This window comes from Streptomyces sp. NPDC099050, assembly GCF_044759865.1.
Taxonomy (GTDB): domain Bacteria; phylum Actinomycetota; class Actinomycetes; order Streptomycetales; family Streptomycetaceae; genus Streptomyces.
The window spans coordinates 536622-551301 of record NZ_JBIWAE010000001.1; the positions used below are offsets into that span (position 1 = coordinate 536622).

Sequence of the window (14680 nt, forward strand, 5' to 3'; positions counted from 1 at the left end):
GTGGTAGCTGGGTCGGTGCGGAGTATTGCGGAAGCGTGACCGCCACCACAAGGGCAAGAGGGTTCTCGGTCGGGTCGGACCTGTCCGGAGGCTGCATTTGGTTGGTTACACGTGATCCACCTGAACTTCCTCCATGGGTCACGATCTGAACGGAGGCCTGCGCCAACCCTTGGCGAGACCAGGGAACCGGTGCTACACAGTGTCCAAGCACTTCAAGTGACACGTGTAACAACACCCAACACATCACATCGTGTCGGCCATCCGGCGCCCCCAGCACAGCACAGCACCGCACCGCCCCGCCGCACTGCATCCCCCACCGCAGTGCACCCGCACCGCACCGCCCCGCAGGGCACCGCACGCACCGCGCCGAGCAATCGCACCGCGTCAGCCGCCCCGCGCTCGGCGTGGCACCTCCCGGCGACGCCCTCCGGGGCGACAGCCCCATGCGTCGCCGCCCTCCCCGCGCACCGCACCGGCGGTTCCCCCGCGCCACCTCCCCGCTCCGTCCCCCGAGGAGTCGTCATGGCTACGAACGAGATCATCGACCCGCCCGTCCCGGCGGATCCCGAACCCGAACCCTCCCGCGGACGCGGACTCCTGCTCCTCCTCCTGGTCGCGAACTCCGCGATGATGGCCGTCTACATGGGCGTCGGCTCCGTCCTCCTGCCCACCCAGATCGAGGCGATCGCCGGTGACGACAAGGTGGCCGTGCTGGGCCTGATCGGCGGCATCAGCGCGATCTTCGCCACCGCGTTCAACCCGATCGCAGGCGCCCTCTCCGACCGCAGCGGCCGTCGCAACCCCTGGGTCCTGGGCGGCGCGCTCGGCTCGCTCGTGGGCCTCGCCGTCCTCGGGAGCGTCAGTACCGCACTGCTGGTCGGGATCGGCTGGTGCCTGGTCCAGGCGACCATGAACATCTATCAGGCGGCCGTCACCGCGATCGTGCCCGACCGGGTGCCCGCCGCCCGGCGCGGCACCGCGTCCGCGCTGGTGGGACTGGGCCTGCCCATCGGCGGCACGGTCGGCGTGCTGATCGCCTCCCAGACCTCGGAGCACCTGCGCACCGGCTACCTCGTCTTCGGCGGGGTCATCGCCGGCGCCGCGCTCCTGCTCACCAGCTTCTGCCGGGACGTACCGAGGTCCGAGCCCGATCCGGACGCGCCCGCCGCTCCCAAGGGCGCCCAGCTCAAGGCCTTCCTCTCCGCGCTCGCCAACCACGACTTCCGGTGGGCCTTCATCGGGCGCGCCCTGATGGTCCTCGGGTACTTCTCGGTGGTCGGCTACCAGCTCTACATCCTGGGCGACCACATCGCGCTCCCCGCCGGGCTCACCCCGCCCGCCGCGATGGCGGTCCTCACCCCCGTGTCCATGGTCGCCATGGCCGTCTCCACGGTGGTCGGGGGACTGCTGTCCGACCGCTGGAACCGCCGCAAGGTGTTCGTCGGCGTCTCGGCGGCCCTCGCCGGGCTGGTCATGGTGGTCCCCGTCGTCAGTCCGACGTGGACGGGCATGATCGTCTTCAGCGCGCTCAACGGCCTCGCCTTCGGATGCTTCATGGCCGTCGACACCGCGCTCGTCACCCTGGTGCTGCCCCGGGCCGAGGACGCCGCCCGCGACATGGGCGTACTGAACATCGCGAACGCGGGGCCCCAGATCATCGCCCCGTTCGTCGCCTCCGCCGTGGTCACCACCCTGGGCGGCTACACCCCTCTGTTCCTGGTCGGGGGAGCGCTCTCGCTGATCGGCGCACTGGCGATCCTCCCCATCCGCAGCGTGCGCTGACCCCGCCGGCCTCGTCGGCCCCTTTCGCCGCCGGGTCCGGTCGCCGCCGGGTCCCGTACCCCCAACCTCCGGGCCGCCCCTCCCGGGCGGCGGCCCGGCCCGCACTCCGGCGGGCTCGCGCCGAGGGTCGCGAGCCCGCCGGGCCCCACCCTGACCGACCGACCGACCGACCGACCGACCCTCACCCTCGTCCAGTCTCTTCTCCTCCTCTTCTTCTTCTCCTCCCTCTCCAAAGGAGCGTTCCATGCAACGCAAGCGAGTTCTGCCGTTGGCCGCCCTGCTGTTCTGCGCGCCGGCCCTCGCCGGTACGGTGCCCGCCGCCGCGGCCGAGCCGCAGGCCGGGCCGGTGCCCGCACCGGTGCCCGCGGCCCCGCTGCGGATCCTGCTCACCAACGACGACGGCTACAACGCGCCCGGTATCCGCCTGGCATTCGCGCGGCTGACCGCCGCCGGGCACGACGTCACCATGGTGGCCCCGCTGACCAATCAGAGCGGCGCCGGCACGAAGACGTCCAGCGCCCCGTCCATCGCCGTCCGCCACCCCGAGCCGAAGGTGTGGGCGGTCGACGGATCCCCCGGCGACTCGGTGAACTTCGGCCTCTCGGAGGTGTTCGAGGGGCGGGCGCCGGATCTCGTCGTGTCGGGCACCAACTTCGGCCCGAACGTGGCCGCGCTCGCCACCCACTCCGGCACGGTCGGCGGCGCCGTCGCCGCTCTGGACGCCGGAGTGCCCGCCATCGCCCTGAGCACCGGTGGCGTCGCGGCCCCCGACCCCGTGACCACGGTCAACGCGATGGGTCCGACGCTCGACTTCGCGGTCAAGCTGATCGACCGGCTCCGCTCGCGGGCCCGCTTCGGCGGCCCCCTGCTGCCCCAGGGCGTCGGCCTCAACGTCAACCACCCCGTGGTCGGCGCCGACGGCAAGGGGACCCCGGCCGGGGTGGCCACCACCTTCCAGGACGCGCAGGCGCTCCTGAAGGCCGACTACACCGACGCCGGCGACGGCACGTGGAAGGTCGGAGTGAAGGTGGACCTGAAGGCGCCGGCCCGGGGCAGCGACGTGGAAGCCGTCAGTGCCGGGAAGATCGCCGTCAGCCCGATGAACGCCGACTGGAACACCGGACCGGCGGAGTTCGCCGTCACCGCGGCCCTGCTCACCGGCCTGCGCCCGTAGGTCCCCCCGCACCAGCCGGCCTTCCGGAGGCGGGGCGGGCGTCCCGCGCCCCGCCCCGCCCCCGGATCACCCCGAACCCAGGAGTACGGATGCCACGGCTCTCGCGCCGGATCACCCGGCTTTCCCCGGCAAGACCCTTATTCGGCAGAGTAGTCGGCCTCGCGGCGGTGATCACCGCACTGATCGCCGCACTGATCACCGCGCCGATCGCCGCGGCGCTCCCGGCCGCCGCGCTCCCGGCGGCCGCCTCTCCCGGCGCGTTGTCCGACACAGTTCCGGACGCCCCGCCCCGCCCGGTCGTCTCCATCGCGCAGGGCGCGCTCCGAGGCCGCGCCCACGACGGGGCGCAGGAGTTCCTGGGCGTCCCCTACGCCGCCGCGCCGGTCGGGGAGAACCGGCTGCGCGCCCCGCAGCCGCCCCGGCGCTGGCACGGGGTGCGCGAAGCCGTCGAACAGGCTCCCGCCTGCCTGCAGTTCTCGCCGTTCGGGCTCAGTGACCCCTCGGCCGTCAGTGAGGACTGCCTGTACCTGGACGTGTACCGGCCCGGAAGGACCCGGGCCGGGGCCCGGCTGCCGGTGATCCTCTGGATCCACGGGGGCGCGTACAGCCAGGGCACCGGGACGCAGTTCGGTGGACGCACGATGGCGGAGCTGACCGGCTCCCTCGTGATCAGCATCAACTACCGCCTCGGTCAGCTGGGTTACCTGGGCCTGCCCGAACTGGGACGGGAGAACGCGCTGCGCTCCGGCTCCTTCGGGCTGATGGACCAGATCCAGGCGCTGCGCTGGACGAGGGAGAACATCGCGGCCTTCGGCGGGGACCCGGGCAACGTCACGGTCTCCGGCCAGTCCGCGGGCAGCGGTTCGGTGTGCGGACTGCTGGCCGCCCCGTCCGCGGCCGGGCTGTTCCACCGGGCCGTGCTGCAGAGCGGGCCGTGCACGCTGCTGCGTACCCCCGACGGCGCACGGGCCGAGTCCGAGGCGCGGGACTTCGCCGCGAGCGCGGGCTGCCCCGATCCGGCCGGGATCGCGGCCTGCCTGCGGGCCGTTTCCGGGCGGGCGCTGGTGGACGCGGCCCGTACGCGGGCGACTTCGGGCCCCGCGTCGGGCGACGGGCTGCTCCCGCGCGATCCGGCCACGGCGATCGCCGCCGGATCCTGGAACAAGGTTCCGGTCCTGATCGGGAGCACCCGCTCCGAGGCGCGCTTCTTCGTCGCACTGACCCAGCCCGCGCTGACGGCCGAGCAGTACGCGCGGCAGGTCCTCGCGGGCTACGGCGCGGCCGGGCCGGAGATCCTCGCCCGCTACCCGGTGGCCGCGCACGGCTCCCCGTACCTGGCGCTGTCGGCGGTCATGACCGATGCGACATTCGCCTGCGAAACCGCCCGGACGGCCCAGTCGTTCGCCCGGCAAGTGCCCACATTCACCTACGAGTTCGACGACCCCGATTCGCCGACCCTGGCGGGCGCCCAGGTCCCGGGCCTGGACGAGTCGAACGCGCACAGCGCCGAGCTCGCCTACCTGCACGACTTCACCATGGGGGAGCGGCCCCTGACCTCCGTCCAAGTCGCCCTGGCGACACGGATGAAGCGCTACTGGGGCGCCTTCGCCCGCCACGGTGTCCCCGCGGTCCCGGGCCAGACCCCCTGGCCGGCGACCGGACCGGTCGGCACGGTACTGACCCTGGCGCCCGCGGGGGACCGGGTCGACCGGGCGTTCGCGGCCGAGCACCAGTGCGGCTTCTGGCGCGACCAGTCCTCCCGGCCGCTCTGACGGGAGACGAGACCCGGTGGTCCGTACGGGGGGTGATCCGCGCCCGCGTCAACGCGTGAGCGCGGAGCTCATCCTTTGGTGATCACCGAATGGGCGGCGGCCCGGGGGGTGCCGCCAAGCCGCCGGATGCCCCGAGGGCCACGGGCCCTCCCGGGCATCCGGCGGTCCACCGCGTCCACGGCCCGGGCGCGGGCGGTACGGCGACGGAAGACCGCCGCGCGGAACGGACCGCGCACGGTGCCAGCATGCCCGTTCGGGCAACGGAACCAGGCGAAGCCGTTGCGCAGGCACGGGAGGTGGGAACGTGACCGCACCAGCGGTGGACACGGCAGCTCGCTCGACACCCGCGGGTCACGGGTCCGCGAGCACGGAGGCAGAGCGCGAGCCAGGGCGGGCGACAGGGCGCGAGGCAGGGCAGGCGACAAGGCGCGAGGAACCTCAGGCGACAGGGCCCGAGGTAGGTCAGGCGCCAGGTTCGGTGAAGCCGGCGCCGCCGGTGAAGCCCGCGGGCGCGCCGAAGACGGCAAGGGCCGCCGCACCCGTACGGGCCTCGGAGCCTGCTCGAGCCCCCGAGCCCGCGCGAACCCCCGAGCCCGTACGGGGCCCAGGGCCCGAGGGGGCCTCCGACCCCGCGGCAGCCGCCCGGCCGGCCCAGTGCCGCACGGATCCGGAACTGCTGCTGGCGGCATCGGTCCTGCTCGCGGACGCCGCCCTCACGGCGAAGCAGGCCGCCGCCGAGCTGACGGGCGCGCTCAGCAGCCGGCAGCTGGGGCTGGAGGCGTTGCGCCGACCCGCCTGGGCATTCGGCGTGGTGGTGTCCTGCGCCCGGGCGCTGACCAGCCCGACGGGGCTCGGATTCGGGGCCAACGGCGGACTGGCCGGGGAACTGGCCCGGATCGCGGGCAACATGACGTACCGCCGTCCGGCCGCCGTGGCGATGGCCGTGGACGCCTTCGCACTGCGGATCAGGGCGATCGCCTCCGACCACCCCAACCTGGACTCGCCGCTCGCCAGGCGGCTGACCGACGCCATGGTCGAGGGCAACCGGCTGGAGGCGCTGCGCGCCCTGTACGCGCTCGTCGAGCGCCTCGGGGTCACCCGGGCCCTGACCACCCTGAGCCCCGTGATCATGGAGCTGTCGGCCCTGCTGGGCCTGTTGGACGAGAACCCGGTGAACGACGGCTTCTCCTGGGTGACGCTCGCCGGCGGAGTCCCGTCGACCGATCCCTTCCTCGGTCTGCCGAGCAGCCTGCTGAAGTACCTCAACCCCGGTCCCGGCCGCGCCGAGCGTGCGGACGCGGACTCCATCCTGGCGAAGGTGCTGGCCACTTCCGGCAACGACATCGTCAGTTACGTCAACGACATCGGCGCCCTGGGCAATCACGGACTGGTGCTGTTGCGCCGGGTCGAATGCGCCGACGGCGCCGTGCGCTTCGTCCTGCTGCTGCCCGGCACGAGCTTCGCGCTCCTGAGCAACAGCACCCCCCAGGACCTGGTGGGAGCGTTCGACGGACTGCTGCACACCGACACCACGTACACCCGGGCCGCGCGCAAGCTGCTGCTGCGGGCCGGGGTGCCGGCCGGGGCGGAGGTCATGTTCGTCGGGCACAGCCTGGGCGGGATGACCGCGATGAACCTGGCCTCGGACGTGGAGGTGGCCTCCCGCTACCGGATCACGCACGTGATCGCGGTGGGCTCGCCCATCGACGGCAAGCGCCCCGCCGACCACACCACACAGGTGATCAGCCTGGTCAACAACCACGACGTGATCCCGATGATCGACGGCCGCGGCCCCGCCTCGCCCAACGACATCCCCGACAGCTGGGTCGAGTTGGCCTGGCTGGACGAGTCGTACGACTACCCCCTCTCGCACGCCCCGCAGGCCTACTCGGACACCCTGCGCGGCCCTATGGCGCACCACAGGGAGAAGGTCAACGCGCTGATCGGCGCCTACGACGGCCGGATCGTCGGCAACCAGCCCTACATGCTGCGCGACAAGTGAGCACGGGAGAACCTGAGATGACCTCCGAGCACTGCAACGACGGCAACGACGGCAACAACGACGGCAACAACGACGGCAACAACAACGGCAACAACAACGGCGAACACGGAGTGGCCACCACGAAGACCGCGCCGCGATCCCCCGAGACCGTCTGGGCCCTGGAGAACGCCGTGTTCAGCGCGGCCATGTTCGCCCAGCGACTGCCCTGGACCGACACCGCGGCCCGCGCGCTGGGCCTGGACGCGCTGACCCGTGAAGGGGTGCGGCGCTCCCTGCTGGACCACCTGCGGCGCACCCGCTCCGGACGGCCCGTCCGACTGCGCACCCCCTTCGGGAACTTCCTCGTACCGCTGGCCCCCGCCGTGTCCGAGGCCCTGCTGCTCCGGGGCGACGAGGAAGGGTCGTTGGAGACCGCCGCGGGGCTCACGGACGCCGGGCACCGCTACGCGCTGTCGCCGCACGCGGAGCTGACATGGGAGGTCATCGCGCCGGGCGACGAGCTGGCCGCCCTCGTTGCCCGCGACGTGGACGAGGCCGTGGCCGGCCGGCGCGGGGACGGCACCCTGGAGTGGCAGGCTTGGGGCGAGGCGATGGCACGGCTGGGCCGGCGCCTGGTGGCGGGTGAACCGGCCGCCGAGGACACCCTGCTGAGCGAGATCGTCGCCCGGACCCCGGCAGCGGGGCGGGGTCCGGGCGCCCGTGACGATCTGGCGGCCGCGCTGCGGCGCAGGACGGCTCGCTACCTGGAGAACCCCGACCCGGCCTCCCTGGTCGGACGGCTCGTCGGGGCGGGAGCGAGCGCCGACACCGTGGTCGCGGCGGTGGCCCACGTACTGGCCCTGGTCTCCGAGGCCGCCACCACCACGACCCTGCAGGCGCTGGCCCTGCACGCGGTCGAGACGGCGGACACCCCTGAGGAGGCCGTGGACCGGGCGCTGCGGCACTACCCGCCGGTGGCCGCCGCCGTGCACCGGGTGAAGGTCCCGTTCGTCTGGGAGGGCCTGGCGATCGGCTCCGGTACGCAGATCTTGTGCGCGCCGGGCTGGCTGTCGCAGGCCAAGGACGGCGCCGGCCCGGGGGTCTGGCCCTCCGCGCTGTGCGGTGGGCCCGGCACGTGCGCGGCGACGCGGTTCGCGGTGCTCGTCGCCGCGGAACTCGTACGCGCCGTCACCGCGGTCTCCCGGCCCTTGGTGGTCCACCCGAAGCTGACCGCGGGGCGGCTGCCGGCAACGCTCGACGCGCGTTCGCTGCTCGTGGCCCTGAGGGAACTCCCCGGCGGCCGGGGCGACCGGCGGGTGACGGTCGGCAGGCCGGCGGCGGCGCCGGCCGCGGTCCGCGGCTGCACGCCCGCGTCCTACGGGGCCCTGGCGCAGGCCAGCGCCGAGCGGCTGGCGGCGCACGCGGAGAGCCTGGCGGTCTGCGCCGGAGCGGACGGCTGGGACCGGGACGAGGCGGGGGAGGGCTTCCGCATGGTCCTGCTGGACCACGCCGATCGGTGCGCACGGGCGGCCGACGGCGTACGGAAGGCGGCTAACCGGCTGGCGGACTGACGGTCGGGCCGACCGGCGGGCGGAGCGGCGGGCAGACCGTCGTCCCGGTGCCCGAAGGGCCGGTAGTGCTACCAGAAGGGCGTCGCGCGCCTGCCGCGCTCCCTGTCCACCAGGGACTGCACGGCCCCCTGGGCCTCGGTGCACAGCAGGCCGGCCGCGGCCTTGCGGGCCGAGTAGGACTGCGGCCGGGGCGGTGCGGGGATCGGCTCGCCCACGGTGATGAGCCACTTCGAGGGCAGCGGGAGGAGGGTGGTCAGCGGGAAATAGGGAAGGCCAAACAGGCGGGCCAGGGCCGGGATCTCACCGAACTTGGGATACGCCTCCTCGGCCCCGACCACCGACACCGGGACGACGGGTGCTCCGGCCTGGACGGCGGTCGCCGCGAACCCCGGGCTGAACGGGCGCAGCCGGTAGCGGCTCCGGAAAGGCTTTTCGAGCCCGGAAATTCCCTCGGGAAACACTCCCACGAGTTCCCCTGCGGTCAGATGTTCCAGTCCGAGCGTCGGATCGAGGGGGAAGGCGCCCATTTTCCGGGCGTACGAACCGATCACCGGAAATCGAAAAGTAAGAGATGCGGCCGGTACGTGCAAAGGTCGGTTCACGGCCCGCGTGAGTGATTTGACGAGGACGAACGCGTCGAGCCCCCAAGCCCCCGAATGGTTGGCCACGATCACGGCCGGCCCCTTCGCCGGAATGTTCTCCCATCCCGTGATTTCCAACCGGAAGTAGTCCTCCATCAGCCAGTCGAGCAGCCTGTCCCAGGTGGCCTCCCCGGCCTCGCCGAGCCGCTCCCTGGCGTAACGGAACTCGGCGGTTCCCGCCTCCATCACATCGGTCACGCTTTCCGACACGCGTATTCTCCTTTTCCCGCCGGTCTTCGGCGCCACCTTGGCGCACGGGCCGCGATATCGCAAACAGGAGTTGCCATGACCACTTCCGCACCCGAATCCACGATCGATCTGATCACTGAAATCATCATCGCGATGGGGGAATCCCCCTCCGAGGACGTGCATGCCGGTGCCCGGATGCAGGACCTGCTGACCGACTCGCTGATGGTGGTCGAAATGGCCATCGCCCTGCACGACAGACTGGCCGTCAAGGTGGACGAGGAGGAACTCCGCGACCTCACCCTCGCCGAGTTCGCCGCGGTGCTCGACGCCCGGCTCCAGGCCGCGCCCGACGCGCGGTGACCCGACTCCGGGTACGGTCGCGTCCCCGGACCCGGCTTCGGAGTCGGGTACGGCCGCGTCCCCGGACCCGGCTTCGGGCCCGGCCCCGTCTCGGGCCCCCCGCGCCCGGGCGGGGACGGCCCGTTGGGCGCCGCCCCTCGCTAGGCCGGCCCGTTGACCGCGGAACTGCCCCCGGGCGGCGTGGGGATCACTCAGGCCGGCCCCCCCGGAGGCCTTTCCGGCGGCTCCGAGGGTCCCCGCCGGCCTAGCCGGTCCTAGCGGGCGCCCGCCGAAGCGTGGGCCGGTGCCGCGGAGGTCGCCGCCATCGCCGCCGACGTCGAGTGCACGGTGTCGAGCTGGGCCTCCATGTCGTCGAGCGCGCTGCGCACCGCCGCGATCCGCAGCAGGAGTTCGTCGGCCGCGTCCGGCGGTGACTGTGTCGCCAGGAGTGCGGCCCGCTTCTCCTCCTTCTCGGCCTCCTCCTCCATCTCCCTTGCTTCCTCAAGGGCGTTGAGGACCACCCCGATCAGCACGTTGACCAGTACGAAGGATCCGAAGAGCACGTAGGAGGCGTAGTAGAGGAGGCTCAGCGGGGAGATGGCCAGCCCCGCGTGGACGGCGTCCCCGAGCCCTTCGAGCGTCATCAGCAGGAACAGGGTCAGTGCCGCCCGGCCGATGGACCCGTAGTGCTGCGGGTCGTGCTGGGCGAAGCAGATCCAGCCGATCATCGCGTACACGTAGACGATCAGCGCGCCCACGAACAGGAAGCTGACGGTGCCCGGCAGGCTGCGGCCCACCGCGACCAGCAGGACCCGCAGCTGGGGCATGAACCGGGCGGTCCGCAGCACCCGCGCCAGCCGCAGCAGCCGCAGGAGCGTGGTGTTCTCCCGGAGGAACGGGATGAAGGCCGAGGAGACCACAACCAAGTCGAAGACGTTCCAGGGGTCTTGGAAGAAAGCTTTCGGCCGGTCGGCGTGAGCGCCCAGGCGGATCAGCATCTCCAGGGTGAAGGCGATCACGCAGAAACGCTCGGTCGCCGCAAGGAGGCCGCTGTACTCGGCGGACAGGCCGCTGTACGTCTCGGCGCCCAGAAGTGCGGCGTTGAAGAGGATCACCGCGAAAACGGTGAGCGAGAACGCGGGCGCCTCGCACACGTCACGGCAGTGTGCGGCAAGCCTTCCACGCCAGGTGTCCACCGCGGTCGGGTCGGTCATCGTGCTCCCTCGTACGGGCCACCGGCCGCCCCCGGCCCCGCACGCGCCGGCTGCGCCGCGACGGAAGACGAGGCAGCCGAGGCGATGTTCATGTTCCGCGTCGTGTAACGCCGTACGGGGGAAATCGAGACGCCCTGGAGCGCTACATCGCCCGATCGGGGACCCGGCCCGCCACGCGAGGGACCCGGCCCACCCCGCCGCGGCGGCCGGGGTGCGGCGGGCAGGATGGGTCCATGACGAGTCGTGACGGTGGGACCGGACAGGCATGGGCCGCCCTGGGCGGCCCCGGGGAGGCGGCGGGGAGGGTCGGCTACCGGGGGCCCGGCGGGCTGGGGGACGGGCCGCTGCCCGTACGCGAACTCGCGCGGGCCACGGTGGGTGTGTGCGCGCTGGCCGCCGCGGAGCTGGCCGCCGTACGGGCCGGCGGCACCGCGGACGACGTGGCTCCGCTGCGGGTCGACGAAGGGGCCGTGGCCACGGCGTTCGTCAGCGAGCGCCACCTGCTGGTGGACGGCAGGCCGCCCGTGACGTTCGCGCCGCTGTCGGGCTTCTGGCGTGCCGCCGACGGGTGGGTGCGTACGCACGCCAACTACGCGCACCACGAAACCGCGTTGGTACGGGTCCTGGCGGCCGGGACCCGGGACGGCGTGGCCCGGGCGATCGCCGGGCGGCGGGCCGTGGACGTCCAGGAGGAGGTCTACGCGGCGGGCGGGCTGGCGGTGGCGGTGACGCGGGAGTACGGCGCGCCGCAACCCCTCGTGGAACGTACGGTCTCGGGCGGGCGCGGGCGGCCCCTCGGCGCGCTCGCCGCGGGCTCCGCACGGCCGCTGGAGGGGGTACGGGTGCTCGACCTGACCCGGGTCATCGCGGGGCCGGTGGCCACCAGGACGCTCGGGCTGCTCGGTGCGGACGTGCTGCGGATCGACCCTCCGCGACTTCCGGAGTCGGACGACGCGTACGCGGACACGGGATTCGGGAAGCGGTCCGCGCTCCTCGACCTGGGGGAGACGGGGGACCGGGCGGTCTTCGACGGCCTGCTGGCCGGGGCGGACGTGGTGGTGACCGGATACCGGCCGGGAGCGCTGGAGCGGTACGGGCTGGGCGCGGAGGAACTGCTGTCGCAGCGGCCGGGGCTGGTGGTGGCCGAGCTGTGCGCGTGGGGCCGGCGGGGTCCCTGGGCGGGGCGCAGGGGGTTCGACTCGCTGGTGCAGGCGGGGTACGGGATCTCCGCGGCCTGCGGGGACGAGCGCGGCCCCGGGGTGCTGCCCGCGCAGGCCCTGGACCACGGGACGGGGTACCTGGCCGCGGCCGGAGTCCTACGGGCCCTCGCGGAGGGCGGTGGGCAGGTCCTGCGGTTCTCCCTGGCGGGAACGGCGTCGTGGCTGGTCCGCGAGGTCCCGGCGGCCGGCCCCGCCGTACCGGGGTACGCGCCGGAGCCGTGGCTGCGGGAGACCGAGTCGGGGTACGGACCGCTGCGGTACGCGGCTTCGCCGCTCGGGGGCCTGGGATGGGAGCGGGGCCCTTCCCGCTGGGGGACCGACCGGGCCGTCTGGCTCTGAGCCGGATGCGGGGGCGCACGCCGGGGCGGGGCCCCGGCCAGGGTGTCGGCCGGGGCCCCGCGGGTGGTGCCGACTGTCTCCGGGGTGTGGAGGGGCGGCATGCGTGGAACGGGTGGAGCGGCTGGAACGGGTGGAGCGGATCGGGCGGAGCGGATCGGGCGGAGCGGATCGGGCGGAGCGCGTGAGGCGGCTGGTCAGGGCAACGGCTCACGCGCCCCGGAGCCGGTCTAGAAGTAGACGTTCCAGGTGACGTTGACCGAGGAGGACTTGCCCGCCGCGTCGGTCACGGTGAGGGTGCTGCCGCCGAAGCCCCAGGTGGTGGGGGCACCGGTGATGACACCCGTGGCGGCGTTGACGCTGAGGCCCGCGGGCAGGCCCGTGGCCTTGAAGGCGTAGGGCGCGGCGCCGCCGGTGGCCTTGAGGGCGAGGCTGACGGGCTTGCCGATGTAGACGGTCTGGTTGCCCGGGTTCGTCAGGACCGGGCTGGTGCCCGTGACGGTGCTGACCGTCCAGGAGAAGGTCGCGGAGGCGGCCTTGCCCGCGTTGTCCGTGGCGGTGACGGTCACGTTGGAGGTACCGGCCGTGGTGGCGGTGCCCGTGATGGTGCCGGTGGCCGAGCCGATGCTCAGGCCGGCGGGCAGACCCGTCGCGGACCAGGCGTAGGGCGCGGTGCCACCGGTGGCCCTGACCGTCAGGTTGGCCGCGGCGCCGACGGCGGAGCTCTGGCCGCCGGGGTTGGTGACGGACAGCGTTGTACCCGCGGTCGTGATCGTCCACGAGAAGGAGGCGGAACCGGTCTTGCCGGCGTTGTCGGTGGCGGTGACGGTCACGTTGGAGGTTCCGGCCGTGGTGGGAGTGCCCGTGATGGTGCCGGTCGCGGAGGCGATGGCCAGCCCGGCGGGCAGGCCCGTCGCGGACCAGGTGTAGGGGGCCGTGCCGCCCTCGGCGCTGTTCTTCAGTTCCGGTATACGGGCGCCGATGACGCCGCTCTGGGCCGAGATCGCGGCGACGGTTACGTTGCCGGGCTGCGGGGTGGTGACGACCAGGGCCAGGTTGAACCTGGACAGGGCCTCGACCACGGGCTGGAAGATGGTGAACTTCTCACCGCTGCCCGAGGTGCAGGTGGCACTGCCGCCGCCGGAGTGCAGGCCGACGCCCTTTCCACCGGTCGCGGTGATGTAGGCACCGCCCGAGTCGCCGCCCGCGGAGCAGGCGTTGGAGTACGACAGGCCGTCGATGACCACGCTGCCGTAGTCCACGCTCTGGTTGACCTTGGTGACCTCCCCGCACCGCATGCCCGTGGTCTGCCCGGAGCGGCAGATCGCGGTGCCGACCACGGCATCGGCGGAGCCGGTGACGGCGATGGCGTTGTGGGTCGCGTCGCCCGCCACGTACGGGGAGAGGGTCCATCCCGCCTGGTCCACGTCGACGACGCCCATGTCGCCCTCGCGGGCGTTGACGCTGCTCTGCCCGTCCTTGTTGGACGTGCCCACGCGGGTCCCGTCCTTCGCGTAGGCGGGCTGGTTGACGTCGTTGGTGCAGTGACCGGCCGTCAGGAAGGTCTTGGCGCCCCCGGATACCCGGGTGGCGACGAAGCCGATGGAGCACGGGCTCTCGGTGCCCGGCACCCACTTCTCGCCGCCGGTCAGGTCGGCCTGCTGCCGCGGGCTGTCGGAGGACTCCGTGACGTGGACGATGCCGCCCATGGCCGCGAGGCGGGCCACGAAGGCATCGGTGGACGCGTTGCGCGCCGTCCGGTTCACCGTGACGTCGATCCGGTTGTTCCGGACGTCGGGGCCCCATGAGACGACGCCCGCGATCCCGGACCCGATGTCGCGCGTCACGGCCCGGGCGGTGGCGGCCAGTTCGGCCGGGCCGTAGCGGGCCTGTTGGGCGACGGCGCCCGCGTCCCGGACCAGCGCGGCGTCCGCGGCGCTGGTGACGGCCGCGTTCAGCCGCCCGGTGGAGGCGTCGAACCACATGCCCGCCACCCGGTCGCCGACCCGGCCCCGGATGAGGGTGGCCGCCTTGCCGGCCGCCGCTTCATCGGCGATCCGGTCCCGGGCCCCGTCGGCGGAGAGGCGGAGATCGCGCTGCATGGCCTCGAGGACCTGCGGGGACACGGACGGTCCGGGCCGCGCGGCCGGGGTGGCCTGAGCGGGCAGGGCGCTGAGGCCGCCGAGGGCGACGACGGCCGTGACCGAGGCAGCCGCAACAGAGGCCCACTTGGGCCTGTTTGGCAGATTTCGCACGGAAATCCCTTCATGGGGGGCGGACCGGAGGGGTGGGCCGGTACGGATGGGCGTCCCGTGGGGGAGCACGGGACCCGTTCACGTCCCCGGAGCGCGGAGCGCGGAGGTCGGGGAGCGGTGTCTGCGCACTCCGGGGTGGCCAACAGAGTGATCCCGGGCCGGTACCGCGAGCATCGGAGGAATCCCTTGCTGCCGCTGCCGCTGCC

Annotated in this window: 10 protein-coding genes; 7 read left to right on the forward strand and 3 right to left on the reverse strand. The window is 73.4% G+C overall.

Annotation, left to right across the window (positions count from 1 at the left end; translation table 11 throughout):
• The first annotated feature begins 522 nt into the window (after window positions 1-522).
• The 5 genes from ACIQV3_RS02330 (at window position 523) to ACIQV3_RS02350 (ending at window position 8280) form a co-directional block, all read left to right on the forward strand.
• Complete coding sequence (locus ACIQV3_RS02330; RefSeq protein WP_403708872.1) at window positions 523-1782, forward strand: MFS transporter; 1260 nt, start codon at window positions 523-525, stop codon at window positions 1780-1782.
• Window positions 1783-2026: 244 nt separating this feature from the next.
• On the forward strand, window positions 2027-2956 hold the full coding sequence (surE, locus tag ACIQV3_RS02335) for a 5'/3'-nucleotidase SurE (RefSeq protein WP_403708874.1): 930 nt from the start codon (window positions 2027-2029) through the stop codon (window positions 2954-2956).
• A gap of 167 nt (window positions 2957-3123) precedes the next feature.
• Window positions 3124-4728 carry a carboxylesterase/lipase family protein gene (locus ACIQV3_RS02340; RefSeq protein WP_403708876.1) on the forward strand — a complete coding sequence of 535 codons (1605 nt, stop codon included), beginning with the start codon at window positions 3124-3126 and terminating at the stop codon, window positions 4726-4728.
• A gap of 478 nt (window positions 4729-5206) precedes the next feature.
• Window positions 5207-6730: a hypothetical protein gene (locus ACIQV3_RS02345; RefSeq protein ID WP_403708878.1), complete on the forward strand. Its 1524-nt coding sequence runs from the start codon at window positions 5207-5209 to the stop codon at window positions 6728-6730.
• 17 nt (window positions 6731-6747) lie between these two features.
• Window positions 6748-8280, forward strand: coding sequence for a hypothetical protein (locus tag ACIQV3_RS02350; protein ID WP_403708880.1), 1533 nt, complete (start codon window positions 6748-6750; stop codon window positions 8278-8280).
• 68 nt (window positions 8281-8348) lie between these two features.
• On the opposite strand, the gene ACIQV3_RS02355 is transcribed toward ACIQV3_RS02350, so the two are convergent.
• Window positions 8349-9167 carry a lysophospholipid acyltransferase family protein gene (locus ACIQV3_RS02355; protein ID WP_403708882.1) on the reverse strand — a complete coding sequence of 273 codons (819 nt, stop codon included), beginning with the start codon at window positions 9165-9167 and terminating at the stop codon, window positions 8349-8351.
• A 39-nt stretch (window positions 9168-9206) separates the two neighbouring features.
• Between ACIQV3_RS02355 and ACIQV3_RS02360 the strand changes: the two genes are divergently transcribed.
• Entirely contained in the window at window positions 9207-9470 is a 264-nt protein-coding gene (locus ACIQV3_RS02360; RefSeq protein WP_403708884.1) for an acyl carrier protein, read from the forward strand.
• Between the two features lie 254 nt (window positions 9471-9724).
• Here ACIQV3_RS02360 and ACIQV3_RS02365 read toward each other — a convergent pair whose 3' ends face one another.
• Window positions 9725-10663 (reverse strand): ion transporter, encoded by a 939-nt coding sequence (locus ACIQV3_RS02365; protein ID WP_403708886.1) that lies wholly within the window; start codon window positions 10661-10663, stop codon window positions 9725-9727.
• 233 nt (window positions 10664-10896) lie between these two features.
• Here ACIQV3_RS02365 and ACIQV3_RS02370 point away from each other — a divergent pair, with 233 nt between their 5' ends.
• Window positions 10897-12222, forward strand: coding sequence for a CoA transferase (locus ACIQV3_RS02370; RefSeq protein ID WP_403708888.1), 1326 nt, complete (start codon window positions 10897-10899; stop codon window positions 12220-12222).
• A 227-nt stretch (window positions 12223-12449) separates the two neighbouring features.
• On the opposite strand, the gene ACIQV3_RS02375 is transcribed toward ACIQV3_RS02370, so the two are convergent.
• Window positions 12450-14474 (reverse strand): putative Ig domain-containing protein, encoded by a 2025-nt coding sequence (locus ACIQV3_RS02375; protein WP_403708890.1) that lies wholly within the window; start codon window positions 14472-14474, stop codon window positions 12450-12452.
• Window positions 14475-14680: the final 206 nt, after the last annotated feature.